This is a genomic window from Pantoea sp. USHLN256, assembly GCF_037149875.1.
GTDB classification, from domain to species: domain Bacteria; phylum Pseudomonadota; class Gammaproteobacteria; order Enterobacterales; family Enterobacteriaceae; genus Pantoea; species Pantoea nemavictus.
This window is the reverse complement of record NZ_JBBCQO010000014.1, coordinates 24,162-48,292: the sequence shown is the minus strand read 5'-3', so window position 1 is coordinate 48,292 and position 24,131 is coordinate 24,162. Positions and strand designations below refer to the sequence as shown.

The following is a 24,131-nucleotide window of genomic DNA, read 5'->3' as shown; positions in this document are numbered from 1 at the left end:
TAAAAGATGCGCAATAAATTGCGCCGCTACGTGATGGTGCGATTAGCGGCAATCGACGATCAAGCGTCCACGCACTTTCCCCGCCAGCAGGAGCTCGGCACCTTCACGCGCTTCCGCCAGCGGAATCACTTTGGTTAACTGCTGCAGCTGCTCGCCATCCACCAGCTCCGCCAGACGTTGCCATGCCTGCTGACGCAGCGGTTTCGCGCACATCACGCTATCCACACCGGCCAGCACCACGCCGCGCAGAATGAACGGCGCGACGCTGGTTGGCAGATCCAACCCTTGCGCCATGCCGCAGGCCGCTACCACGCCATCGCGCTTGATGCCCGCTAATACATTGGCCAGCGTGTGGCTGCCGACACTATCAATCGCTGCGGCCCAACGCTCTTTGGCCAGCGGTTTGCCGGGCTCGCTCAGCTCTGCGCGATCGATAATCGACGCGGCGCCAAGCGTGTTGCGCAGGTAGTCGCTGTCGCTGGCGCGCCCGCTGGAGGCCACCACTTCGAAGCCGAGGCGTGCCAGCAGGCTGACGGCAAAGCTGCCCACGCCGCCGCTCGCGCCGGTAACTAACACCGGACCGTGCTGTGGCGTGATGCCCTGTTTTTCCAGCGCCAGCACGCACAGCATGGCGGTAAAGCCCGCAGTGCCAATCGCCATGGTTTGCAGTGGGCTCAGCGCAGAGGGCACTTTCACCAGCCAGTCGCCCGAGACGCTGGCTTTTTGCGCCAGTCCGCCCCAATGTTTTTCACCCACGCCCCAGCCGGTGAGCAGTGCGACATCGTCCTGCTGCCATTCGGCATGACGGCTATTGATGACACGACCGACAAAATCGATGCCCGGCACCATCGGGAATTGGCGCACAATCGGGCCTTTGTTGCAGATGGCGAGGGCGTCTTTGTAGTTGAGTGTGGAGTAGCTTACTTCGAGGGTGACATCCTGATCGGGCAGTTGTTTTTCTGACAGATCTTGCAGGGTGGTGCGATAGCCCTGTTCATCATTTTCAATGACCAATGCCTTAAACATGCAGCCTCCGGCTGGTTGAGGAAAGTAGGGTAATAGTACTCCTTTTTTTCCCTCACCCCAGCCCTCTCCCGTAAACGGGCGAGGGGGCCGTCCGTGCGGTGGCTAAATATTGAGTACCAAATTCGAAATCTGCTGGATCGGTTCCCTCGCCCGCTTGCGGGAGAGGGTTAGGGTGAGGGCGCGGTTGTTCCTGCAAAAAAAAGATGACATGATTGCGCCCCAGTCAGTGATCAACTCCCTTATGACTTTCGCCGAGGAAACCTCCTCATTGCTGTGCCATCGGCACCCACTCATCCTCTCTCAGGGATTTGTGTTATGAACCCATTGAAAATTGCTGCCAGCGTTGCTGTAGCGCCAAACCTCAGCCTGAACACCGCGCGCGACGTGGTGACGCTGGACAATACTGATTTTACCGATGTGGCAGCGGTGGTTATCTCCCTGTCGGACACCCGCAGCGGCGTTTTGACACTGTTGCGCCAAACCGGCTTCAATCTGCCGGTGTTTGTCGCTCATGCGTTCGATGAAGAGGTGCTGAAGTTGCCGGGCGTGAGCGGGGAAATTAATGGCGCGCCTGAAGAGTGGGCCGCGCTGGAGGACGCTGCGCAGGCGTACGAATCCGAGTTACTACCGCCGTTCTTCGACACGCTAACGCGCTATGTCGATATGCAGAACAGCACCTTTGCCTGTCCGGGACATCAGGGCGGCGCGTTCTTCCGTAAACATCCGGCAGGACGTCAGTTCTATGAGTTCTACGGCGAGAACGTCTTCCGTTCCGATATGTGCAACGCCGACGTTAAGCTTGGCGATCTGCTGATCCATGAAGGCTCAGCCAAAGATGCACAGAAGTTTGCCGCCAAAGTGTTTAACGCCGACAAAACCTACTTCGTGCTTAACGGCACCTCAAGCGCCAATAAAGTGGTGACCAATGCGCTGCTCACGCGCGGCGATCTGGTGCTGTTTGACCGCAATAACCATAAATCCAATCACCACGGTGCGCTGATTCAGGCGGGCGCGACGCCGGTGTATCTGGAAGCGGCGCGTAATCCGTTTGGCTTTATCGGCGGCATTGATGCGCACTGCTTTGACGATGCCTATCTGCGTGAGCAGATTGAGAAAGTCGCGCCACACCGCGCGAAGGATCAGCGTCCTTTCCGTCTGGCGATCATTCAGCTCGGCACCTACGACGGCACGGTATATAACGCGCGTCAGGTGGTCGATCGCATCGGTCATCTGTGTGATTACATCCTGTTTGATTCGGCGTGGGTGGGTTATGAGCAGTTTATCCCGCTGATGGCTGGCTGCTCGCCGCTGACGCTGGAGCTGAACGAGAACGATCCCGGTATTTTTGTTACGCAGTCGGTGCACAAACAGCTGGCCGGTTTCTCGCAGACCTCGCAAATTCATAAGAAAGACAATCACATCCGTGGGCAAAAGCGTTTCTGTCCGCATAAACGCCTGAACAACGCCTTTATGCTGCACGCCTCAACCAGCCCGTTCTATCCGCTGTTTGCTGCGCTGGATATTAACGCGCGTATGCACAAAGGTGAGGCCGGACGTAGCATGTGGCACGACTGCGTCACCATCGGTATCGATGCGCGCAAAGCGATTCTGGAACGCTGTGAAATGATCCAACCGTTCCTGCCGGAAAAAGTGCACGGTAAGCTGTGGCAATCGGCCGAAACGGAAGCCATTGCCGCCGATCCCGCTTACTTTAGCCTTGAACCCGGGGCGAAATGGCACGGCTTTGAAGGTTATGCCCAGCAACAGTATCTGGTCGATCCCTGCAAGCTGCTGCTGACTACGCCGGGCATTGATGCTGCCAGCGGTGAATACACCCGCTTCGGTATTCCGGCGACGATTCTCGCCAACTATCTGCGCGAAAACGGCATCGTGCCGGAGAAGTGCGATCTTAATTCGATTCTGTTCCTGCTGACGCCAGCGGAAACGCCGGAGAAAATGGCGCATCTGGTGGCGATGCTGGAACAGTTTGAGCAGCACGTGAAAGAGGATGCGCTGTTAGCGGAAGTGCTGCCGAGCGTTTATCGCAAGAATATCGAGCGCTATAAAGGCTACACGCTGCGTCGTTTGTGCCAGGAAATGCACGATCTGTATGTCAGTTTCGAGGTGAAGGATTTGCAGAAAGCGATGTTCCGCGCTGCCTGCTTCCCAGCGGTGCACGTCAATCCGCAGGATGCGCATCAGGCCTATATTCGTGGTGAAGTGGAGCTGGTGGCGATTGCCAAAGCCGAAGGGCGCATCGCGGCCGAGGGCGCGTTGCCGTATCCGCCGGGCGTATTGTGTGTGGTGCCGGGCGAAGTGTGGGGCGGCGCGGTGCAGCGCTATTTCCTCGCGCTGGAAGAGGGCATCAATCTACTGCCGGGCTTCTCGCCTGAGCTGCAAGGGGTTTACACCGAGGAAGATGAGAGCGGGCGTAAGCATCTGGTGGCGAATATGATGGTGTGCTGATTTCCCTCACCCTAACCCTCTCCCGCACGCGGGAGAGGGAATGTTTAGGTGGTGAGCATTGTTAAGCATGTGCTGGATCGGCTCCTTCTCCCGCGAGCGTGAGAAGGTTGGGATGAGGGCCAAGCCGCACCGTCCTAGAACCGACGATAGCTGCGCTGCGCCTGGCTCACCTTATACAAATAACGACGCGATTCTGCCGAAGGGTGGTTGGTGGTCAGCGTCTGATACACCTCCGCTGGCGACATACCGTTAATCGACGAGAACGCACGATCTTTATCGCTGGAGAACACGCGCAGTACGCTGCCAGCACCGCCGTTATAGGCCGTAATCACCGCATAACGCCGCGAAACCGGATCCTGAATGCCACCCAAATAGCTTCTCTGCAGCAGCGACAAATACGCGGTGCCCGCATCAATATTATTCTCAGGATCAAGCAGATAGCTACGGCTCGGCTTGCCGCCTTTGCCCTTCATACGGAACACATCAACACCGGCGGTATGCTGCACTACCTGCATCAGTCCCAGCGCATCGGCATGGCTCACCGCATAGGGGTTGAAGCTCGATTCAATCTGCATAATCGCCAGAATCAGTGACGCATCCACGTTATATTGCTCAGCGGCTTTACGCACCATCGGCAGATATTTGTGGGCACGCTTATCGAGGTGGTTCGGCACCATCGGAATGGTCACCGACCAGATGACGTGCAATCCGGAGGTGCGTTTCTGCAGTTTGTTCTGGATCAGATAATCAGCAAAGCTGCCGGCGCGGCCCTGCCAGCGAATCGGCTGGCCGGTATTGTCCAGCACCTGGCCGTAGAGCAGCGGCTCTTTACTGATCTGAATATCGTTGGCATCAGAGTAGAGATCGACATTACCCGGATCTTCGCCAATCAACAGCGTAGTGATGATCGCCTGGCGCAGGCTGGCCATCGGATCGGTGCCGGAAATGGTCTCAATAGTAATGCTACCGCTGTCAAAGTTGATGTGACTGCGGGTGTAATATCCGTCGCTATATTTGACGTAATCTTTCGGTCCAGCGATCAGAACCTCATTGATTCCCCAAATATTTTCAATGTTATGGGCGAACTGACCCATCAAAATATCAAATCCGTTGGTGTCCTTGACCCACTCTTCATGAAACGGCGATTTTTTTTGTCCGGAGCAGGAAACCAAAAGGGGTGCTATCACCAGCAGGGCTATCAGTTTTTTGTTCATTGTAAATACGTGCCTGACTCGAAAAAGAGGGCCTCAAAGGGAAGCCCTGAACGGTTATTTTTCTGGCGGGGTGTAACCTTCAATGTGCACATCTTTGCCTTCAAACAGGAAATTAATCATCTCCTTTTCCAGCACTTTGCGATCTTCCGGGTTCATCATGCTCAATTTCTTCTCATTGATCAGCATGGTCTGCTTGGACATCCACTGTTGCCAGGCTTCTTTGGAGATCTCATTGAAGATGCGCTTACCCAGTTCGCCAGGGTAGAGCTGAAAGTCCTGGCCTTCAGCATCGCGTTGCAGATAAGTACAAAAAATGGTGCGGCTCATTACTCTTCCTCTTCAGTCACATGCTTATGCAGTGACAGTTGCTGGGGATGGCGCAATTCATGCAATAAGCGCTCAACCGGCGCCGCCAAACCCACTGACGGTGGTTGCGCTAAGTTATACCAGAGACCGCCCGCTTCATCCATCAGCGACCCGGAGGAAGGCCACGCTAGCCACATAGGCACAATGTCTAAATGGAAATGGCTAAAGGTATGACGAAACGCCGTGAGCTGCTGCGGTTGGGCGTGAATGCCCCGTTCGCTTAGCCAGTCAGTTAGCGCTTGCTCACTAGTAAACTGTGGGAAGCAGAACAGTCCGCCCCATAAACCTACTGGCGGACGCTGCTCTAACCACACATCATCGCCATCCTGCATCATCAGCATCCAGCCGCTACGTTCCGGCAAAGTCTGCTTCGGTTTCTTGCCGGGATAGTCAGCCCAGCTGCTGTTGGCATAAGCGACGCAGCCGCTGTTGAGTGGGCAGATTTCACACTTAGGACGTGAGCGAGTACATACTAACGCGCCAAGGTCCATCATCGCCTGATTAAACTGGCTAACGCCTGCGGCTGGCGTGACCTGTTCGCTGATCTGCCACAAACGTTTCTCAACGTCTTTTTTGCCCGGCCAGCCGCCGACCGCGTAGCAGCGCGCCAGCACGCGTTTAACGTTGCCATCCAGAATCGGGAAATGCAGACCCAGCGACAGCGATAGCACCGCGCCCGCCGTCGATCGACCAATCCCTGGCAATGCTGCCACATCATCAAAGTTACGCGGGAATTCGCCGCCGTGTTGCTCAACCACCTGTTTAGCCGCTTTATGCAGATTGCGCGCACGCGCGTAATAACCGAGGCCGGTCCACAGATGCAGTACTTCATCCAGCGGCGCGGCGGCCAGATCGGCCACCGTGGGGAAGCGCGCCATAAAGCGTTCAAAATAGGGAATGACGGTAGCAACTTGCGTTTGCTGCAGCATCACTTCAGACAGCCACACTTTGTATGGCGTCTTCTCCTGCTGCCACGGCAGGGTTTTGCGACCGAAGCGCTGATACCAATCCAGCACTTGTTGCGCGAACATCGGCGCTTGCATCATAAGAAGGAAATTTTCCGTGTTTACTCTACAATCAGGCAGGAATTCCAGCACAGAGACATCAGGGTGTAAACCGGAACATTGCAAAGGCTTGCTTCTGCTTTCTAACTTTGCATAATGCCCGTTTCCCAGAACAGGCTAACCAGCAGGCTTCAACATGATTAATGACGTCATCACCCCTGAATTCGATGAGAACGGGCGGCCATTACGCCGTATCCGCAGTTTTGTGCGCCGCCAGGGGCGCTTAACGAAAGGACAGCAGCTCGCGCTCGATAATTTATGGCCGGAGATGGGCGTTGAGTTCCAGCCGGAACCGCTGGATCTGGTGACGCTGTTTGGCCGTGACGCGCCGGTCGTGCTGGAAATTGGTTTTGGCATGGGCGCCTCACTGGTGACCATGGCGCAGAACAATCCGCACCAGAACTTCCTCGGCCTGGAAGTTCATGCACCGGGCGTCGGCGCTTGTCTGGCGTCGGCGAAGGAAGCGGGCGTAGAGAACCTGCGTGTGATGTGTCACGACGCGGTGGAAGTACTGCAGAAGATGATTCCGGACAACTCGCTGCGTATGGTGCAGCTGTTCTTCCCGGATCCATGGCACAAAGCGCGCCATAACAAACGTCGCATCGTACAGGTGCCGTTTGCTGAACTGGTGATGCGCAAGTTGAAGCTGGGCGGCGTGTTCCACATGGCAACCGACTGGGAAGCCTACGCCGAACACATGTTAGAAGTGATGAGCAGCATCGACGGATATAAAAATCAGTCGGAGAGTAATGATTACGTGCCGCGTCCCGAAACGCGTCCGTTAACCAAGTTTGAGCAGCGCGGGCAGCGACTAGGCCATGGCGTATGGGATCTGATGTTTGAGAGGGTGAAATAATGGCCGTACAGCGTAGCCGTCGTTTGCGTAAAAAACTGCATATTGATGAGTTTCAGGAATTAGGTTTCTCCGTGGCCTGGCGTTTTGCCGAAGGCACCACCGAGCAGCAAATTGATGCGACTGTTGATCAGTTCATTAACGAAGTGATCGCGCCGAATGGCTTGGCCTACGATGGCAGCGGCTATCTGGTGTGGGAAGGTCTGGTTTGCCTGCAGGAAACCGGCAAGTGCACCGATGAGCACCGCGAGCTGGTGCGTAAGTGGCTCGAGCAGCATAACCTTTCTGATATTCAAGTAACTGAACTCTTCGACGTTTGGTGGGACTAATCTTTAGTGGTTAATGCGAGTTAAAAACGTGCTGGCTTTTCCCCACCTCGTACCGTGCTGGCTGTCCCCCTCCTCGGTCCTCCCCCGCTCGCGGGGGAGGAAGATGTGCCATATGTGAGTATTAAATTGGCATGTGGCAGCGTCTCCTTCCCCCGCTTGCGGGGGAAGGCCGGGATGGGGGACAGCAAGCACATTTTGACTACAGCGAGCAAACTGTTACCCATCAGCCCGGTTTGTACCTTTATGGCGACCTTTTTATTGCTCAGGAGATTTCATGGTTCGTAAGGCACTTATCGCCGCGCTGCTGCTGGCGGCAACTCAGGCTCAGGCTGCATACGAGTGCAGCGTCAAGCCACAGGATGATGTGATCATTAAACCGCAGAGCGTGCAGGTGGTGGGCAGCAACGGCAACCTCGAAATCACTCCGCAGGGCGATGTGCAGTTTAATGGCCAGAAGGTCAACGTGGATAACGCCGCGCGCCAGAAAGCCATCGATTATCAAACCGCGCTGCGTCGCGACTTGCCATGGATCGATAGCGGTGCGACTTCACGTCTTGAACGCAGCCGCGTGGCGCTGGATAAAGTGATCGTCGAAAAGCTCGGCGCTAACAGCAATGTGCGTAATCGTCTGACCAAGCTGAACGGCCAGCTCAAGCAGCAAATGAACCGGATTATTGAGCATCGCCCGGATGGATTAACCTTCCATCATCAGGCCATCGATCAGGTGCGCGCTGAAGGCGAGAAGCTGGTGCAGAGCACATTGGGCGGCATCATGCAGGATAGCCTCAACGAAATGGGCAGCAGCCAGGCCGCGAGCGGCAGCAATCCGCTGCAGGCCATTATGGGCAACCTTGGCGGCTTACAGCAGTCGGTGCAGGCGGAATGGAACAAGCAGGAGCAGGATTTCCAGAATTTCGGCCACGAAGTGTGTAACCGCGTCACCGTGCTGGAAGAGCAGCGCAAAGGGTTGATGCAGGGCGTTAAAGGCTAACAACGCAGAAGGCCGGTTTCCCGGCCTTCTGTTTACTCATCTTCGCTTAAGAACAGCTCCAGCAGCGAGTTCAGGAACAGCTTCCCTTTCTCAGTAATCTGCCAGTATTCAGCACTTTCCACCACGTATCCCGCGGTTATCGCGGCATCAATTTGCGGGCGAATGATCTGCTCATCCATACCGGTATAGCGACGGAAATCCGCGCGCGGAGCGGCCTCCAGCAGGCGGAAGCGGTTCATAAAGAACTCGAATGGCTTATCGTTTTCGGCCACTTCGTGCTGCTTATCAAGATAATTACCTTTCATAAAACCACGTGGATGGCGCGTTTTTACGGTGCGCACGATGCGGCCATCCGGCTGCGTCAGCTTGCCGTGTGCGCCGCAGCCAATGCCCAGATAATCACCAAAGCGCCAGTAGTTAAGGTTGTGTTCGCAGCGATAACCGGGCTTGGCGTAGGCCGAGGTTTCATATTGCTGATAACCTGCGGCGCTCAGCAGTTGATGACCTTGCTCAAAGATATCCCACAGCGCGTCATCATCCGGCAGTTTCGGTGGACGCGAGCCAAATAAGGTATTCGGTTCGATCGTCAGCTGATACCACGACAGATGCGGTGGGTTAAGAGCAATCGCCTGACGCAAATCATCCAGCGCTTCTTCCAGCGACTGATCCGGCAAGCCGTGCATCAGATCGAGGTTAAAGCTGCGCAAACCTAAGCCTTCAGCCAGCTGCGCCGCGCGTACCGCTTCTTCCGGCCCGTGAATGCGGCCCAGACGCTCCAGCTTCTGTGGGCTAAAACTCTGTACGCCAATCGAAATACGGTTAATCCCCGCGCGCTGATAACCACTGAAGCGATCGGCTTCCACCGTGCCCGGATTGGCTTCCATGGTGATTTCCGCATCGGCAGCCAGCGGCAAACGCGCTCGCACGCCATCCATCAGCATCTGCATCGCATTGCTGCTCAGCAGGCTTGGGGTACCGCCGCCGATAAAGATGGTGCGCACTTCGCGCCCCGCGGTGAGCGGCAAATCTAGCTCGAGATCTTTCAGCAGGTGCTGCACATACTCGATGTGCGGCACCTCGCCTTTTAACGCGTGAGAGTTGAAATCACAGTACGGGCACTTCTGCACACACCACGGAATATGGATGTACAGGCTTAACGGAGGTAACTCAGGCATTGCGCATCGCTTCCAGCAGCAGCGTCAATGCTTTACCACGGTGAGAGACGGCGCGCTTTTCGTCTTTACTCAGCTCTGCCGCCGTTTTACCTAATTCAGGTACGTAGAAGATGGGATCGTAACCAAAACCGCCTTCGCCAGCGGCTGAGCGGGTGATTTCACCGGCCCAGCTGCCGTGAAACACCAGCGGCGTGGGATCGGCGGCATGACGCACATACACCAGCACGCAGTGGAATTGTGCCTGGCGTTTGCCCTCCGGCACATTTTCCAGCGCCACCAGCAGCTTCTCCAGATTCTGTTGGTCGCTGGCGTCAACGCCAGCATAGCGCGCGGAGTAAATGCCCGGCGCGCCGCCCAATGCGTCCACCGCCAGGCCCGAATCATCAGCAATCGCCGGTAAGCCGGTAATGTCAGCCGCATGGCGCGCTTTGAGAATGGCGTTTTCGATAAAGGTCAGGCCGGTTTCTTCCGCTGACTCCACGCCGAGTTCGGTTTGCGCCACGATATCGAGTCCGAAGGCCGCTAACAGATCGGCCAGTTCACGAACTTTGCCCGGATTACCGGTAGCGAGAACAACTTTTTGCATAACAGTTCCAGATTAGCGAATTACAGCAAATACCAGAGACCTGGGAACAGGTCCATGCCGAGGAAATTCAGCGCGTACAGCACCAGAATGACAATCATGGCAGAGAAATCGATGCCGCCCATCGCGGGCAGAATACGGCGAATCGGTGACATCAGCGGTTCAGTCAGCTGCAACAACACCTGATCCATCGGACCGCGGCCCTGGCTGATCCAGCTCATCAGTGAGCGGATGATGATTACCCAGAACACCAGATAACCGGCGGACTTCACCAGCGACAGCAGGCCAACCAGCAGATTGGTCGGATCAATCGAGAATACGCCGACCTGAATCAGCAGCAGTATCGGATATTTCAGCGTGGTGAGCACAAACGCCAGCAGCAGCGAAGCGGTATCAATTGGGCCAATCGCGGGGATGATACGGCGCAGCGGCTTGATAATCGGCTGAGTGATCTTCACGACAAACTGCGCCAGCGGGTTGTAGAAGTCACAGCGCGACCACTGCATCCAGATGCGCAGCAGCAGCACCATCACGTACAAATCGATCAGCGTTTTGACTAAAAACGTCAGTGTTAACATGAGGTTCCTCAATTATTGTTGTGTAGGTCGCGCATAATCCCGCGCGCCGAAAACGGCGGTGCCAATCCGCACCATGGTGCTGCCCGCGGCGATTGCCGCGTCCATATCGTCACTCATTCCCAGAGAAAGCGTATCGACGTCAGGATAATCCTGCTGTAAGGCATGAAACGCGCTGGCCATCTGCTGGCAGACCGCCAGTTGCCGATCGTATTCTGATTCCTGCGCTGGAATGGCCATCAGCCCACGCAGGCGCAAATGTGGCAGCGCGGCGATGTATTGCGCCAGCTCGGGCAGCGCCTCCAGCATGATGCCAGATTTGCTGTTTTCGTCACTGATATTTACCTGAATTAACACGTTGAGCGGCGGCAACGACGCCGGGCGCTGATCGTTCAGGCGCTGCGCGATGCGCTGCCGGTCAACGGTGTGACACCAGGCAAAATTTTCCGCCACCAGACGGCTCTTATTGGATTGTAGCGGACCGATAAAGTGCCATTGCAAATCAGGATGTGCGGCCAGCTCAGCCACTTTTTCAACCCCTTCCTGCACGTAATTTTCACCGAACGCCTGCTGTCCAGCGGCAATGGCTTCTGCGACCGCGCTCGCAGGTTTGGTTTTGCTCACTGCAAGCAGCGTAATTTCTTCTGGCGCGCGCCCGCAACGTGCGGCGGCAGCGGCGATGCGCTCACGCACTTGCTGTAAGTTGTGCTCAATGGAAGTCATAGTCAGGAGAAGTTAAATGGAGTTGGATGAAATTGTGGCCCTTAGTGTAAAGCATAACGCCGCCGATCTGCACCTTTGCAGCGGACATTTGCCGCACTGGCGCCGACAAGGCGTGCTGGAGCCGATTCCGCAGCAGAGCACGCTGGAGGGCGGCTGGCTGGAAAGCTTTATGCAGCAGTGGCTCACTGCGCCGCAGCAGGCCGAGCTGGAGGAAAATGGCCATGTCGATTTTGCCATTACGCTGACCAGCGGCGTGCGACTGCGTGCCAACCTGTTTATGCAGCGGCACGGTTTATCGTTGGCGCTGCGGCTGATTGCCAGCAGCGCGCCTAATCTTAGCAGCCTGCATTTGCCCGAAGTGGTGAGCCAGCTATTACAGCTGGAAGAGGGGCTGATTTTGATCACCGGCGCCACCGGCAGCGGCAAATCCACCACGCTGGCGGCAATGGTGGATAGCCTTAATCGTCAGCAGGCGCGGCACATCCTGACGCTGGAAGATCCAATCGAGTTTGTTCATCACAGTCAGCGATCGTTGATTCAGCAGCGCGAAGTGGGCGCGCACTGCGCCTCGTTCCAACATGGGCTAAAAGCCGCGCTGCGCGAAGATCCCGATGTGATTCTGCTCGGTGAACTGCGTGATAGCGAAACCATCCGGCTGGCGCTTACCGCAGCAGAAACCGGGCATTTGGTGCTGGCGACGCTGCATACGCGCGGTGCAACCCAGGCGGTAGATCGGCTGGTGGATGTCTTTCCCGCGGAGGAGAAGAACCTGGTGCGCACCCAATTAGCGGGCAGCTTAAAAGCGGTGCTGGCGCAGCGCTTAGTGCCGGCAAAAGCGGGCGGACGTGTAGGGTTATTTGAAGTATTGGTAGCGACGCCGGCGGTGGCAAACCTGATTCGTGAAGGGAAAATGCACCAGTTGCCGGGCGTGTTACAAACTGGCGCGCAGGCCGGGATGCAAACCTTTGCCCAGAGCGAGCAGGCGCGTCAGCAGGCGGGGATGATTTGATGTGGGATTGAGTACAAATCGTAGCGGCGCAATTTATTGCGCAATGCATGGATGGGCATGGTGCCGTCATTTATACGCGCGATAAATCGCGCCGCTACGGTATGTGATAGATCTGGATGAGATAACTGGTAAGGGTTTAATGCGTCTCGAACCAATCTTCGAGGATAATCACTGCCGATTGCGAATCGACCTGGCCCTTCTGCAGCGCACGAAAACCGCCGCGTTCAAACAGGTCGGCACGCGCTTCGACGGTGCTCAGGCGTTCGTCCTGCAGCTCAACGCGCACGCCAAAACGACCGTGCAGGCGATTGGCAAACTTACGCGCGCGTGCCGTCAGCTCTTGTTCGGTGCCATCCATATTCAGCGGCAAACCGACCACTACATAATCGGGCTGCCACTCTTTCAGCAGTTTTTCGATCAGGTTCCAGTCTGGCGTGCCATCTTGCGCTTTTAAGGCCGTCAGCGCACGAGCGGTACCCGTGAGCTGCTGTCCAATGGCGACGCCGATGCTTTTGGTGCCAAAATCGAAGCCCAATAAGGTTTCATTGGCCATCAGGCGTGCCCTGCATCGGTGGCGATATTGTGTATATCCACGCCTAAGCCGCGTGCCGCTTCGCGCCAGCGCTCTGCGATAGGCGTCTGGAACAAAATATTGGTATTAGCCGGTGAGGTAAGCCAGGCATTTTCCAGCAGCTCGTCTTCAAGCTGACCTTTCTCCCAGGCGCAATAACCCAGCGCCACCAGCACATTGTCTGGCTGCGAGGCAGTACCGATCGCTTCCAGCACATCACGCGAGGTGGTGATCACCGTGGTGTCAGAAATACGAATGCTCGAGGAGTAAATGCGCTGCGCCGAGTGCAGAATAAAACCACGATCCTCCGCCAGCGGACCACCGGCAAACACTGGCTTATCCAGTTTGATGGCAGGGTCACGTTCGGATGCGCTAATTTTAAGCTTTTTAAGAATGCCTTCGACCGTCAGGTTTTCCATCGGTTTATTCACGATCAAACCCATGGCGCCATCTTCATTATGCTCGCAGATATACACCACGGAGCGTTTGAATAGCGGGTCCTGCAGCGACGGCATCGCAATTAAAAAATGATGCTGTAAATTCATTGTCACTCGTATATCAAAAATAACCGGCGCAGCCGCGACAGCGCCGGTTTTGGGTGTTCACGGAGCTTGCACTCCGACGGCATCAGCCCAGGCGTTTCTCAATGGCATCCATCAGCATGCCGGTGATTGATATCGGGAACGCGGCCTCGATTTCACGTACGCAGGTTGGGCTGGTCACGTTAACTTCAGTCAGTTTATCACCGATGATATCCAGACCGACAAAAATCAGCCCCTTGGCTTTGAGTGTTGGACCGACGCGACGCGCAATTTCCCAATCGCTGTCGCTCAGCGGACGCGCTTCGCCACGGCCACCGGCGGCCAGGTTACCGCGCGTTTCACCGCCTTGCGGAATACGCGCCAGGCAGTAAGGCACCGGTTCGCCATCCACCACCAATACGCGTTTATCACCCTCTTTAATCGCCGGCAGGTAGTTCTGCGCCATGCAGAAGTTCTGACCGTGATTGGTCAGGGTTTCAGTGATCACGCCGAAGTTCGGGTCATCTTGCTTCACGCGGAAGATGGACGCGCCGCCCATGCCATCAAGCGGTTTCAGAATCACATCACCATGTTCCTGCCAGAAGGCGCGCAGCTGCTCTTTGTTGCGCGTAACCAGCGTATCGGGCGTCAGATCGGCAAACCAGGCGGTATACAGCTTTTCGTTGCAGTCGCGCAGGCTTTGCGGTTTGTTGACGATCAGCGTGCCTTGCTCTTCAGCGCGCTCCAGCAGGTAGGTGGCGTAGATAAACTCGGTGTCGAACGGCGGATCTTTACGCATCAGCACCACGTTGAGATCGGCCAGCGGGATAAGCTGCTCGCTGCCAAACGTGTACCAGTTGTCGTAGTTCTGCTCAACGCTCAGCAGACGGGTGCGCGCATAGCTCACGCCGCCGCGCAGAGAGAGATCGCTCATCTCCATGTAATGAATTTCGTAACCACGGCGCTGTGCTTCCAGCAACATGGCGAAGCTGGTGTCTTTTTTAATGTTGATGGACGAAATGGGGTCCATAACGATGCCAAGCTTGATCATTATTCTCTCCTCAAGGGGTATTCAACCAAAAGTATCGCTTAACCGAGGTCGCCAAACCTCACCTGAAGTGCCGTAATGGCGGTGAGCGCGGTAGTTTCGGTGCGTAACACGCGTGGTCCGAGCAAAATATCGGTGAAACCCTGCTGCGCCGTCATGGCAATTTCTTCGGCGGATAAGCCGCCTTCCGGTCCAATCAGCAAACGTACGCGCTCCACCGGCTGCGGCAGCGTGTTAATGCTATGACTGGCGCGCGGATGCAGATTGAGTTTTAAACCCTCATCGGCTTCCGCACACCAGGCTTGTAATGTCATCGGCTCGCGAATTTCCGGCACGCGATTGCGGCCGCACTGTTCACAGGCGGCAATTGCGATTTTCTGCCATTGCTGAATCTTTTTCGCCAGTCGCTCGGCATCCAGCTTTACGCCGCAACGCTCAGAAAACAAGGGCGTAATCACATTCACGCCAAGTTCGATCGATTTCTGGATAGTGAATTCCATTTTTTCGCCACGCGACATCACCTGACCAAGATGCAGATGCAGCGGCGATTCACGGTCATCAGCCTGACTGGCAAGGACCCTTACTTTTACACGCTTTTTATCAGCCTGGGTGATTTCAGCGTTAAAAGTCAGATTACTGCCATCAAACAGCTCAATTTGCTGACCAGCCGTCATGCGCAGCACGCGCCCGACATGGTTAGCGGCGTCCTCATCAAGGAAGACTTCACTGTTTACTTCAAGAGATTCGGGGTGATAAATGCGAGGTATACGCATGCGGTTCCTGCCAGCGTTATGCCGTGTCCGCTGACACGGCGCAATCGAAAAAAGCTAGTGTAGGGTAGCGCTTTTAGCGCTGGCAAGCCTGCTGTACATAAGCGTTATGATTTCCCTGCACTTTAGCGATGCGGTTGTCGCGCTCGCACTCCCACTTCGTCACCGGATATTGCTTATCCCAGGCGGTAAACAGCTGGGTTTGCTGGCGTGACAGGCGCAGCTGATATTGATCGCGCATATAGAAGTAGGTGCGTGCTATCGCACCGCGTGCGCGCTCGGGCGGCTGCGCCAGCTTCTGCTTAAAATCAACCTTCATGCTGCACTGGCCATACTGTTGATCGCCACCGTTCCACTGGCTGTACTGGAAGTTATTGCGATCGCCGTTCACTTCGCCAATTGCCGGCTGCAGGTTATGCAAATCGCTTTCGATGCGGCGGTAATCCGCGTCTTTGCTGCAGTTTTTGCGTCCGCCGTTTTGCCAGCACTGACGCTGATGACCGAATTCCCACGCTGGCATCACATGTTCCCACTCAATGCGTTCAGCGCGATTGGCATTCTTACGCACGCTGTAGCCGCAGCTGGATAAATCCGGCACGCCTTTTTTGCCATGCCAGATGATTTTGCAGCCGCAGTAAAAGTCCGCAGGCGCATCGGCGTTGATCTGCGCCGCATAGGCTTTGGCCTGATTAAAATTGTTTTGATGGTAGTGAGTGAAACTGAGGCTATAAGCACTAAGCGGGGCAACTAATAAGGTAAGAAACAGCAGCGTTTTGCGAGACATATTCCAAAAATTAACCTGGTCCTGAAAAAGGGCGGCAGGGTAACAGAATGATGGCGCATGGGATATGAGATTAGACTATGTTGCTGAGCTATGTTGCTGAACTATGTTGCTAAAAACTCACCGGGCTGCAGCAAAGATTTGCAGTGTACGCAACGATACTCGCTTTCGCCGCGCAGCACGCGGTTATGGCGACGCACAGTCAGCTGGTGCTGCTGACAGCGGCAGCGATAGGGGAACGTATTGCTGCGCACTGAGTCGATTTCAAACTGGTGGGTGCGACGCGCCGGCACGCCGAGCACGCTCTCCATCATCCATTTCCACTCTTTACCGTGCGGCGGCACGCGGCCAAAGGTTTTCCACACCAGCAGATGCGCCAGTTCGTGCGGCACCACTTCATCAACAAACGCCTGCTGATTTTCCAACAGCAGCACCGGATTGATACGGATTTCCCACTTTTCCAGCCATGCGGTGCCCGCCGCCGTGCCGCGCTGCTGGTAGATCAGCGAGGGCTCATCAAAGCGGCGCTCCAGCTTCTCGTTGGCCAGCTGTAAAAAATGGCGCAGCGAGCGCATGACGGCTTGTTGTAAGGCGATGGGAAGGCGCGGTGTTTTCATGTGGGGCAGAATAAAAGGTTGCGACAGTTGAATCAAACAAAAAAGGGCCGCCAGCAGGCAGCCCTTGAATTCGCTTATCGGGATTACTTCTGACCGATATCGCGCAGTTTTTTGCCTGACATCAGATTGCGTTCGATGTGTTCCAGCGAGACGTTTTTGGTCTCTGGAATCAGCGTCAGCGTCAGCAGAATGAAGAACACGTTCAGACCGGCGTACACCCAGAAGGTTGGCGCGTTGCCCAGCGTATTCAGCATGGTCAGGAATGTAGCGCCGACAATCATGTTGGCAATCCAGTTGGTCGCGGTGGACACCGTGATACCAAAATCGCGGCCTTTCAGCGGCTGGATTTCTGAACACAGAACCCAAATCAGCGGACCGGCAGACATCGCAAAACCAATGATAAACATCAGCAGCATTGCGACCGCAAAGTACTGCGCTTCTGGCGAGTGGATGCCGATGTGCAACATTGTACCCAACACGCCCATACCAACGGCCATCACCAGGAAGCCCAGCAGCAGCGTTGGTTTACGGCCCCAGCGATCCACCAGACCAATAGCGATAAAGGTAGCCAGCACGTTCACCAGACCCACAATCACCGTGCCCCACATTTGCTGCGTGGTGTTGGCAAAGCCAGCGATTTCGAAGATTTTTGGCGCGTAGTACATGATGACGTTCATACCGGTGAACTGCTGCATCACCTGCAATAGCACGCCGAGGAACACCGCGCGGCGGAAGTTACTGTTGCTCTGGAACAGCTGCCAGCCAGACTGTTTGATCTTCAGGCTTTCACGAATCTCATCCAGTTCACGTTTTGCTTGTTCGCTGGTATCACGAAGACGCGATAACACGCGTTCCGCACTGCGGAAATCCCCCTTCGCGGCCAGCCAGCGTGGGCTGTTCGGCAGGAAGAACACGCCAATCAGCAGCAACACGGCAGGAATGGTGATGATGCCCAGCATCCAGCGCCATGCGCCGGCGTCGGCGAAGGCGGTATCAGAGAGATAAGCGGCCAGAATACCGATGGTGATCATCAGCTGGTAGAGCGAAATCATACTGCCGCGAATCTTCTCTGGCGCGATTTCAGAGAGATAGAGCGGAGCGGTATAAGACGCGACACCCACGGCCAGGCCCAGCACCACCCGTGCAGCGATCAGCATGTCCGGGCTGGTTGCACCCGCAGACCACAGCGAACCAATGACGAACAGAATGGCACCGGCCATCAGGCTTTTTTTACGGCCCAGACGCGATGACATCCAGCCGCTACCCACAGCACCCACCGCCGCACCAAACATCATCGAGCTGACGATCCATTCCTGCTGATGTGCGGTGACGTTAAAATCTTTTGCGATGAAAGGCAGAGCACCGGCGATAACACCGATATCCAATCCAAACAGCAAGCCGGCCAGGGCCGCTAAAAAGCAGACAAACAAGGTCATGACCTTATTTGATGTTCTGCTTTTGTGATTATTACCAGGCATGATGCCTCCAAAGTTTATCCATCATTGTTGTTATCAATGTTATGAAACCTGTCGGCGGAAAAAAGTGAGAGCGATCACATCAGTGTAATCGGTTACACACGCTGAAACCCTGCAATCCAGCATTTTCCGCCCGAAATAGTTACGTAACCAGTAAGGTATAGCACCCTTTAAGTTTCTGACATTGCACTAAATACCGGCTATCAGACGACGCTGAAAATAACGCATTTTCACAGTAATAACTACGCTGAAAAATCTCTAAATTGCCGATTGTTAAAGGATTTCAAAATGTAATCGTTATCACTATGTTGTAAACACAGCGTAAGAAGTGTAGACGGCATAGAAAAATGCGCCTGACGATTAAAAGGCATAAAAAAAGCCCGCCTAAGCGAGCTCATTTTCAGTCATACATCTTGCAGCGTTTCCCTCTCCTGTGGGAGAGGGCCAAGGTGAGGGCATCAGCCCGCAGAGGACGCGATTACTTCAAGCCCGCCGCTTCACGCAGTTGAGCCGCTTTATCGGTCTGCTCCCACGGGAAGTGCTCACGGCCAAAGTGACCGTATGCTGCGGTCTCTTTATAGATCGGTTTCAACAGATCCATCATCTGAATCAGGCCATATGGACGCAGGTCGAAGAACTCGCGTACCAGCAGCGTCAGCTGCTCGGTTGAGACTTTCTCAGTACCGAAGGTTTCAACCATGATGGAGGTTGGCTCAGCCACGCCAATCGCGTAGGAAACCTGAATTTCGCAACGGTCAGCGAGGCCAGCTGCAACGATGTTCTTCGCCACATAACGTGCAGCGTAAGCGGCAGAACGGTCAACTTTTGACGGGTCTTTGCCCGAGAATGCGCCGCCACCGTGACGCGCCATGCCGCCGTAGGTATCCACGATGATTTTACGACCGGTCAGACCGCAGTCACCCATTGGACCACCGATAACAAAGCGGCCGGTTGGGTTGATGTGATATTTGGTGCTGGCGTTGATCCACTCCGTCGGCAGAACCGGCTTGATGATCTCTTCCATCACGGCTTCGCGCAGATCGGCGGTGGTCACCTCTTCAGCATGCTGCGTTGACAGCACAACCGCATCGATACCGACAATTTTGCCGTCATCATACTGGAAGGTGATCTGGCTTTTCGCATCCGGACGCAGCCATGGCAGTGAACCGCTTTTACGCACTTCAGCCTGACGCTGCACCAAACGGTGCGCATAGGTGACCGGCGCTGGCATCAGCACATCGGTTTCGTTGCTGGCATAACCGAACATCAGGCCCTGGTCACCGGCGCCTTGCTCCAGCGGATCGGTACGGTCAACGCCCTGGTTGATGTCTGGCGATTGCTTACCAATCGCGCTCAGTACCGCGCAAGAGTTCGCATCAAAGCCCATATCGGAATGGACATAACCGATTTCACGTACGGTATTACGGGTGATCTCTTCAATATCAACCCATGCGCTGGTGGTGATTTCACCGCCAACCAGCACCATACCGGTCTTAACGTACGTTTCGCAGGCCACGCGTGCTTTGGGATCCTGTTCCAGGATGGCATCCAGCACGGCATCGGAAATTTGGTCAGCGATTTTATCAGGATGTCCTTCTGATACGGACTCAGATGTAAAAAGGTGTTTAGCCATTCTGTTCTTTACCTTAACAATGGTTTGAATACGACTGCATAGCGTTAATGATGAAATCGACTTAACGCCCCTTCAGGCAAAGCCACGAGCAGTAAGAAGTTTTAATGCGCCAGACAGACACCGCCTGGATGTTAATCAGTTTAGATGGAAAACCATCTGGACGGCTATTCTAGGTTACTCAGTGAGCACTTTTCCAGTGCTTTTTCCGTTCCCGCATTTTCCGCAACATCGAAAGTGGAATAATTTCCTGACACCGCACGCAGTTACCTGACAAAGATTTTGCAATTTAACCCGTGTGGCTGTATAAAACGCCGCTGCTGTTTCAGCGTAAAGGATGACGTCACTGTGCGTCGCGCCGTCAGATGTCATTTATTCTGACTTTCACCCAAGCCGTTTCTCGCAGGCTGTTAGCCGGCGATGGAGGTGATTAAAGTAATGAACCACTCTTTCTCTCTCATTGGTTCACTGCGCTGTGTCGGCGCGCTGGCTCTCCTTTCCCATTCCACATCTGTTCTTTTATCCTGTCGACGTTCTGTTCATTATCCCGACACGAGCATCGGTTAAATTATCCCTACATCTATTACTGCGTTTCACTCGCTAATGAACGTGCAAATCTCAGGCTATTGCCCTGATTTCACCGACTTCGGCGCGGTGTTTTACACTTAGAGTCATGCAACCTTAAAGGGGCAGTAAGCAGGATGGGACAATTTTCACCTGGCGTTACCATGACAAAACGCGGTAACGATTTCATATTTCAACGGAAAATTGAGGTTCGCGATGTCTGACGACATGAAGAATATCAAGGGTTCGTCAGCTGGCGAACAGGGTTCACTCCGCTCCATGCAGGAGGTGGCAATGAACGATCAGGAAGCGAGCAGAATGCTGCGTACCTACAATATTGCCTGGTGGGGAAATAACTATTACGACGTCAACGAACTGGGGCACATCAGCGTGTGTCCCGATCCGGATCAGCCGGAAGTGCGCGTTGACCTGGCAAAACTGGTTAAAGAGCGCGAAGCCGACGGTCAGCGTCTGCCTGCGCTGTTCTGCTTCCCGCAGATTCTCCAGCATCGTCTGCGTTCGATTAACGCCGCCTTCAAACGTGCGCGTGAGTCCTACGGCTATAAAGGCGATTACTTCCTGGTTTACCCGATCAAGGTTAACCAGCATAAGCGTGTGATTGAGTCGCTGGTCAACTCTGGCGAGCCGTTAGGCTTAGAAGCCGGTTCGAAAGCGGAACTGATGGCGGTACTGGCCCATGCCGGTAAAACCCGCTCGGTGATCGTCTGTAACGGCTATAAAGACCGTGAATATATTCGTCTGGCGCTGATTGGTGAGAAGCTCGGTCACAAAGTTTATTTGGTGATTGAGAAGATGACCGAAGTGCGCCTGGTGCTGGAAGAAGCTGAGCGGTTGAGCGTAGTGCCGCGTCTCGGTATTCGTGCGCGTCTGGCCTCGCAGGGTTCAGGCAAGTGGCAGTCGAGCGGTGGCGAAAAATCCAAGTTTGGTCTGGCAGCGTCGCAGGTGTTGCAGCTGGTCGACATCATGCGCAAGGCCGGTCGTCTCGATAGCCTGCAGCTGCTGCACTTCCATCTCGGCTCACAGATGTCCAACATCCGCGACATCGCCACCGGCGTACGTGAGTCGGCGCGCTTCTATGTTGAGCTGGCGAAGCTGGGCGTTAACATCAAATGCTTCGACGTCGGCGGCGGTTTGGGCGTCGACTATGAAGGCACGCGTTCGCAGTCCGATTGCTCGGTCAACTATGGTCTGAACGAGTACGCGAATAACGTGATTTGGGCGATTGGCGACGCCTGTGAAGAGAACGGTCTTGAGCACCCAACGGTGATCACTGAATCGGGGCGTGCGGTAACCGCGCACCATACGGTGCTGGTGTCCAATATCATTGGTGTGGAACGTAACGAATTCAGCACGCCAGTGGCGCCGGATGCCGATTCACCGCGTCCGATCCAGAGCCTGTGGGACACGTGGCAAGAGATGCATGAACCCGATGTGCGTCGTTCGCTGCGTGAATGGCTGCACGATAGCCAGATGGATCTGTTCGATATCCATACGGGTTATTCATCAGGTACTTACGATCTCGGTCAGCGCGCCTGGGCGGAGCAGCTCTATCTGAGCATCTGCCACTATATTCAGCAGCATCTCGATCCCAGCAACCGTGCGCACCGTCCGATCATTGATGAGCTGCAGGAGCGGATGGCGGATAAGATTTACGTCAACTTCTCGCTGTTCCAGTCGATGCCGGATGCGTGGGGTATCGATCAGCTGTTCCCGGTGCTGCCGCTGGAAGGGCTGAACAAAATGCCTAAGCGTCGCGCGGTGTTGCTGGATATCACCTGTGACTCCGATGGCACCATCGATCACTATGTTGATGGCGACGGTATTGCCACCACCATGCCGATGCCAGAGTACGACATCGATAATCCACCGATGCTCGGCTTCTTTATGGTCGGTGCCTATCAGGAGATCCTCGGCAATATGCACAACCTGTTCGGTGATACCGAAGCGGTGGATGTGTTTGCATTCCCGGATGGCAGCGTTGAAGTGCAGCTGTCCGATGAGGGCGATACCGTGGCGGATATGCTGGAGTATGTGCAGCTAAACCCGAACGACCTGATGACGCTGTTCCGCGATCAGGTCACACAGCAGACCGATATTGATGAAGAGCTGCGTGCGCAGTTCCTGTCAGAATTTGAAAGCGGCCTGTACGGTTATACTTATCTTGAAGATGAGTAATTAATTGCTCATTAACCGGGCTTCGCCAGAGGCCCGGTTTTAACCATTCCTGCCTTTTTTCTTTTTCATCGCCACTTATTTAATTAATTTGTGAAGATGATCACTCTTGACCTATTTATAACCGCCCACCCAAAAAACGTCATTAATAGGTTCTTCTCTATCTTCTTATTTTTGCTAAGAAAGCCCGCCGGCTGGCATCGCTATTATCAATAATAACCCTGCAGTAAGTACTGATTCATCAACCATCTGACAGCCAATCTGTTATGTATTGATTGGGATGTATAATAAAAATTTAAACATTAAGGGTTGAATAGTAACCATTGTAATTATCGTTTTTTGGCACCTTTTGGAATCATTGATTTAAAATGAATGAATTCGCATTTTAGGATAAAAATATAAATCAACCCATATTGATTTAATTATTTTTGTTTTATTTCAATTGCTTCGTTGTTTCTTGATCTGTCAAGACTGGTACTAACTTAAATTTTTCTAGGAATAATCCGAAGTTTTTATGAACTTTAGAGAAATTTACTTACGTTATTGATTGGTTTAAACGATTGAAGTTGTCAGCACTGTTTACTGAAATCTATTTTTCAAAGTGTAAGTTGTACGTTAACCTTCAGTTAAGGCATTAAGTTTTATCAATGTTTCCCTTACTTCTTACATGAGAAATCCTGACAGTTTAGCGCTATCAGGCAGTTGCAGTAAGGACCATGAAATGAGCAATCAACCGAAGTTTATCTTCATGTTGGAGCCGGTTTACGCTTTATCCGGTCAGGTGATTGCCAGGGAATTGTTAACGCGTTTTGCCGATGACGCAGATATCAATAATAAGCGTAACCCCAACAGGGATGCAGGGTTCTTCAGTCAGCTTTCTGCTGACATTAAATGGCAGTTATTCCTCCACCAGATCGAAAAACTTATTCAGCTATACCAGAAAGGGTTTGATCAGATTGTCAGTGTGAATGTTGATAGAGATATCGTAGCCAGCATCTTTAAAGATGATGAAATACAAGAAAAACTGGCTCAACTGACGCTGTTGCGTCTGGAAATATCCGCATTCTTCACCGCGCGCTTTAATAGCGCCGATCTGCTGCTGTTAAAAGGTGTCGCGAAAGTGACGCCAGCCCCTTTATGGCTCGATGACTTTGGTCCGGGTTATTCCAACCTGAACATGCTCGATAGCGGAATATTTGAAATCGTCAAGATTGACAAAGATTTTTTTTGGCAATTTGGCGACGGTCGCACCTTTGACATTCTGCTCGACCACCTCAACGAATTATGCAACGGCGTGATTGTTGAGGGCGTTGAAACTCAACAACAGGTCGACCTGCTGTCGCATAAAGCAATTTATGGCATGCAGGGCTATTTCTGGCAGAGCATCTATCTCAATGATTTTATAGCGTAATCCTGATTTTAGTTGGGTTGGTTTCATCCCTCGGGGAAGAAAAATATGTCAAAGCCTGGGCTGCACGCGTTTCACGTAATTACTGCCCGGCCGATTGAGAATAAAACTATTTTTCCCGTGGTGATTTTAAGAAATAAAACCAATGCGTTATCAGGATGGCGGATTAACAAAACTCA

The 24,131-nt window shown here is 54.0% G+C and carries 23 protein-coding genes; 7 read left to right on the top strand and 16 right to left on the bottom strand.

The annotated features are described in order from the left end of the window. Positions 1 to 42: 42 nt before the first annotated feature. Entirely contained in the window at positions 43 to 1,026 is a 984-nt protein-coding gene (gene acuI, locus WFL93_RS22040; RefSeq protein ID WP_336779042.1) for an acrylyl-CoA reductase (NADPH), read from the bottom strand. A gap of 315 nt (positions 1,027 to 1,341) precedes the next feature. On the opposite strand from acuI, the gene WFL93_RS22035 reads away from it, so the two are divergent. After that, positions 1,342 to 3,492 (top strand): ornithine decarboxylase, encoded by a 2,151-nt coding sequence (locus WFL93_RS22035; RefSeq protein ID WP_336779041.1) that lies wholly within the window; start codon positions 1,342 to 1,344, stop codon positions 3,490 to 3,492. A 134-nt stretch (positions 3,493 to 3,626) separates the two neighbouring features. Here the strand turns inward: WFL93_RS22035 and mltC are convergent, their stop codons facing one another. The 3 genes from mltC to mutY are packed head-to-tail and all read right to left on the bottom strand — an operon-like array spanning position 3,627 to position 6,118. Further along, a complete protein-coding gene (mltC, locus tag WFL93_RS22030; RefSeq protein WP_007890331.1) occupies positions 3,627 to 4,706 on the bottom strand; it encodes a membrane-bound lytic murein transglycosylase MltC in 1,080 nt (359 codons plus the stop codon). Positions 4,707 to 4,760: 54 nt separating this feature from the next. After that, the gene (locus tag WFL93_RS22025; protein WP_007890330.1) at positions 4,761 to 5,033 is read right to left on the bottom strand and encodes an oxidative damage protection protein; all 273 of its coding nucleotides are present in this window, start codon (positions 5,031 to 5,033) and stop codon (positions 4,761 to 4,763) included. Further along, the gene (gene mutY, locus WFL93_RS22020; RefSeq protein WP_336779040.1) at positions 5,033 to 6,118 is read right to left on the bottom strand and encodes an A/G-specific adenine glycosylase; all 1,086 of its coding nucleotides are present in this window, start codon (positions 6,116 to 6,118) and stop codon (positions 5,033 to 5,035) included. Before mutY ends, WFL93_RS22025 begins: the two co-directional genes overlap by 1 nt. A gap of 154 nt (positions 6,119 to 6,272) precedes the next feature. Between mutY and trmB the strand changes: the two genes are divergently transcribed. The 3 genes from trmB to WFL93_RS22005 all read left to right on the top strand — a co-directional run bounded on the left by trmB (position 6,273) and on the right by WFL93_RS22005 (position 8,309). Continuing rightward, on the top strand, positions 6,273 to 6,992 hold the full coding sequence (trmB, locus tag WFL93_RS22015; RefSeq protein WP_007890328.1) for a tRNA (guanosine(46)-N7)-methyltransferase TrmB: 720 nt from the start codon (positions 6,273 to 6,275) through the stop codon (positions 6,990 to 6,992). Beyond that, the gene (locus WFL93_RS22010) at positions 6,992 to 7,318 is read left to right on the top strand and encodes a YggL family protein (RefSeq protein ID WP_049850703.1); all 327 of its coding nucleotides are present in this window, start codon (positions 6,992 to 6,994) and stop codon (positions 7,316 to 7,318) included. Before trmB ends, WFL93_RS22010 begins: the two co-directional genes overlap by 1 nt. 274 nt (positions 7,319 to 7,592) lie before the next feature. Continuing rightward, positions 7,593 to 8,309, top strand: a complete 717-nt coding sequence (locus WFL93_RS22005) for a DUF2884 domain-containing protein (RefSeq protein WP_336779039.1) — start codon at positions 7,593 to 7,595, stop codon at positions 8,307 to 8,309. A gap of 32 nt (positions 8,310 to 8,341) precedes the next feature. Here the strand turns inward: WFL93_RS22005 and hemW are convergent, their stop codons facing one another. From hemW to WFL93_RS21985, 4 genes are read right to left on the bottom strand one after another with little or no spacing between them, the layout of a single operon-like run. Beyond that, on the bottom strand, positions 8,342 to 9,484 hold the full coding sequence (gene hemW / locus WFL93_RS22000; RefSeq protein ID WP_336779038.1) for a radical SAM family heme chaperone HemW: 1,143 nt from the start codon (positions 9,482 to 9,484) through the stop codon (positions 8,342 to 8,344). After that, the gene (locus WFL93_RS21995; RefSeq protein ID WP_049850706.1) at positions 9,477 to 10,070 is read right to left on the bottom strand and encodes an XTP/dITP diphosphatase; all 594 of its coding nucleotides are present in this window, start codon (positions 10,068 to 10,070) and stop codon (positions 9,477 to 9,479) included. Before WFL93_RS21995 ends, hemW begins: the two co-directional genes overlap by 8 nt. A 20-nt stretch (positions 10,071 to 10,090) precedes the next feature. Continuing rightward, on the bottom strand, positions 10,091 to 10,645 hold the full coding sequence (locus WFL93_RS21990; RefSeq protein ID WP_007890323.1) for a YggT family protein: 555 nt from the start codon (positions 10,643 to 10,645) through the stop codon (positions 10,091 to 10,093). 12 nt (positions 10,646 to 10,657) lie between these two features. Further along, on the bottom strand, positions 10,658 to 11,365 hold the full coding sequence (locus WFL93_RS21985; protein WP_336779037.1) for a YggS family pyridoxal phosphate-dependent enzyme: 708 nt from the start codon (positions 11,363 to 11,365) through the stop codon (positions 10,658 to 10,660). A gap of 16 nt (positions 11,366 to 11,381) precedes the next feature. Between WFL93_RS21985 and WFL93_RS21980 the strand changes: the two genes are divergently transcribed. Further along, positions 11,382 to 12,374: a type IV pilus twitching motility protein PilT gene (locus WFL93_RS21980; RefSeq protein ID WP_336779036.1), complete on the top strand. Its 993-nt coding sequence runs from the start codon at positions 11,382 to 11,384 to the stop codon at positions 12,372 to 12,374. A 136-nt stretch (positions 12,375 to 12,510) separates the two neighbouring features. Here WFL93_RS21980 and ruvX read toward each other — a convergent pair whose 3' ends face one another. The 8 genes from ruvX to metK all read right to left on the bottom strand — a co-directional run bounded on the left by ruvX (position 12,511) and on the right by metK (position 19,790). After that, a complete protein-coding gene (gene ruvX / locus WFL93_RS21975; RefSeq protein ID WP_007890320.1) occupies positions 12,511 to 12,927 on the bottom strand; it encodes a Holliday junction resolvase RuvX in 417 nt (138 codons plus the stop codon). Then, entirely contained in the window at positions 12,927 to 13,490 is a 564-nt protein-coding gene (locus WFL93_RS21970; protein ID WP_007890319.1) for a YqgE/AlgH family protein, read from the bottom strand. The genes ruvX and WFL93_RS21970 overlap by 1 nt, the downstream gene beginning before the upstream one ends. Positions 13,491 to 13,572: 82 nt before the next feature. Further along, on the bottom strand, positions 13,573 to 14,517 hold the full coding sequence (gene gshB, locus WFL93_RS21965; RefSeq protein WP_007890318.1) for a glutathione synthase: 945 nt from the start codon (positions 14,515 to 14,517) through the stop codon (positions 13,573 to 13,575). Between the two features lie 38 nt (positions 14,518 to 14,555). After that, complete coding sequence (rsmE, locus tag WFL93_RS21960; protein ID WP_007890317.1) at positions 14,556 to 15,287, bottom strand: 16S rRNA (uracil(1498)-N(3))-methyltransferase; 732 nt, start codon at positions 15,285 to 15,287, stop codon at positions 14,556 to 14,558. A gap of 73 nt (positions 15,288 to 15,360) precedes the next feature. Continuing rightward, positions 15,361 to 16,068: a deoxyribonuclease I gene (gene endA, locus WFL93_RS21955; protein WP_336779035.1), complete on the bottom strand. Its 708-nt coding sequence runs from the start codon at positions 16,066 to 16,068 to the stop codon at positions 15,361 to 15,363. Between the two features lie 101 nt (positions 16,069 to 16,169). Next, positions 16,170 to 16,682: a SprT family zinc-dependent metalloprotease gene (locus WFL93_RS21950; RefSeq protein WP_052013360.1), complete on the bottom strand. Its 513-nt coding sequence runs from the start codon at positions 16,680 to 16,682 to the stop codon at positions 16,170 to 16,172. Between the two features lie 83 nt (positions 16,683 to 16,765). After that, positions 16,766 to 18,160, bottom strand: coding sequence for a sugar porter family MFS transporter (locus WFL93_RS21945; protein WP_007890314.1), 1,395 nt, complete (start codon positions 18,158 to 18,160; stop codon positions 16,766 to 16,768). Between the two features lie 475 nt (positions 18,161 to 18,635). Next, positions 18,636 to 19,790, bottom strand: coding sequence for a methionine adenosyltransferase (gene metK / locus WFL93_RS21940; protein WP_007890313.1), 1,155 nt, complete (start codon positions 19,788 to 19,790; stop codon positions 18,636 to 18,638). Positions 19,791 to 20,567: 777 nt separating this feature from the next. On the opposite strand from metK, the gene speA reads away from it, so the two are divergent. Together speA and WFL93_RS21930 are read left to right on the top strand one after the other, a co-directional pair. Beyond that, the gene (gene speA / locus WFL93_RS21935) at positions 20,568 to 22,547 is read left to right on the top strand and encodes a biosynthetic arginine decarboxylase (protein WP_049850709.1); all 1,980 of its coding nucleotides are present in this window, start codon (positions 20,568 to 20,570) and stop codon (positions 22,545 to 22,547) included. 718 nt (positions 22,548 to 23,265) lie between these two features. Then, positions 23,266 to 23,955: an EAL domain-containing protein gene (locus WFL93_RS21930; protein WP_336779034.1), complete on the top strand. Its 690-nt coding sequence runs from the start codon at positions 23,266 to 23,268 to the stop codon at positions 23,953 to 23,955. The last annotated feature ends 176 nt before the right edge of the window (positions 23,956 to 24,131 follow it).

Excerpts from the sequence above, each read along its gene's own strand:
- acuI (WP_336779042.1), bottom strand. The coding sequence starts at position 1,026 with ATGTTTAAGGCATTGGTCATTGAAAATGATGAACAGGGCTATCGCACC.
- WFL93_RS22035 (WP_336779041.1), top strand. The coding sequence starts at position 1,342 with ATGAACCCATTGAAAATTGCTGCCAGCGTTGCTGTAGCGCCAAACCTC.
- mltC (WP_007890331.1), bottom strand. The coding sequence starts at position 4,706 with ATGAACAAAAAACTGATAGCCCTGCTGGTGATAGCACCCCTTTTGGTT.
- WFL93_RS22025 (WP_007890330.1), bottom strand. The coding sequence starts at position 5,033 with ATGAGCCGCACCATTTTTTGTACTTATCTGCAACGCGATGCTGAAGGC.
- mutY (WP_336779040.1), bottom strand. The coding sequence starts at position 6,118 with ATGATGCAAGCGCCGATGTTCGCGCAACAAGTGCTGGATTGGTATCAG.
- trmB (WP_007890328.1), top strand. The coding sequence starts at position 6,273 with ATGATTAATGACGTCATCACCCCTGAATTCGATGAGAACGGGCGGCCA.
- WFL93_RS22010 (WP_049850703.1), top strand. The coding sequence starts at position 6,992 with ATGGCCGTACAGCGTAGCCGTCGTTTGCGTAAAAAACTGCATATTGAT.
- WFL93_RS22005 (WP_336779039.1), top strand. The coding sequence starts at position 7,593 with ATGGTTCGTAAGGCACTTATCGCCGCGCTGCTGCTGGCGGCAACTCAG.
- hemW (WP_336779038.1), bottom strand. The coding sequence starts at position 9,484 with ATGCCTGAGTTACCTCCGTTAAGCCTGTACATCCATATTCCGTGGTGT.
- WFL93_RS21995 (WP_049850706.1), bottom strand. The coding sequence starts at position 10,070 with ATGCAAAAAGTTGTTCTCGCTACCGGTAATCCGGGCAAAGTTCGTGAA.
- WFL93_RS21990 (WP_007890323.1), bottom strand. The coding sequence starts at position 10,645 with ATGTTAACACTGACGTTTTTAGTCAAAACGCTGATCGATTTGTACGTG.
- WFL93_RS21985 (WP_336779037.1), bottom strand. The coding sequence starts at position 11,365 with ATGACTTCCATTGAGCACAACTTACAGCAAGTGCGTGAGCGCATCGCC.
- WFL93_RS21980 (WP_336779036.1), top strand. The coding sequence starts at position 11,382 with ATGGAGTTGGATGAAATTGTGGCCCTTAGTGTAAAGCATAACGCCGCC.
- ruvX (WP_007890320.1), bottom strand. The coding sequence starts at position 12,927 with ATGGCCAATGAAACCTTATTGGGCTTCGATTTTGGCACCAAAAGCATC.
- WFL93_RS21970 (WP_007890319.1), bottom strand. The coding sequence starts at position 13,490 with ATGAATTTACAGCATCATTTTTTAATTGCGATGCCGTCGCTGCAGGAC.
- gshB (WP_007890318.1), bottom strand. The coding sequence starts at position 14,517 with ATGATCAAGCTTGGCATCGTTATGGACCCCATTTCGTCCATCAACATT.
- rsmE (WP_007890317.1), bottom strand. The coding sequence starts at position 15,287 with ATGCGTATACCTCGCATTTATCACCCCGAATCTCTTGAAGTAAACAGT.
- endA (WP_336779035.1), bottom strand. The coding sequence starts at position 16,068 with ATGTCTCGCAAAACGCTGCTGTTTCTTACCTTATTAGTTGCCCCGCTT.
- WFL93_RS21950 (WP_052013360.1), bottom strand. The coding sequence starts at position 16,682 with ATGAAAACACCGCGCCTTCCCATCGCCTTACAACAAGCCGTCATGCGC.
- WFL93_RS21945 (WP_007890314.1), bottom strand. The coding sequence starts at position 18,160 with ATGCCTGGTAATAATCACAAAAGCAGAACATCAAATAAGGTCATGACC.
- metK (WP_007890313.1), bottom strand. The coding sequence starts at position 19,790 with ATGGCTAAACACCTTTTTACATCTGAGTCCGTATCAGAAGGACATCCT.
- speA (WP_049850709.1), top strand. The coding sequence starts at position 20,568 with ATGTCTGACGACATGAAGAATATCAAGGGTTCGTCAGCTGGCGAACAG.
- WFL93_RS21930 (WP_336779034.1), top strand. The coding sequence starts at position 23,266 with ATGAGCAATCAACCGAAGTTTATCTTCATGTTGGAGCCGGTTTACGCT.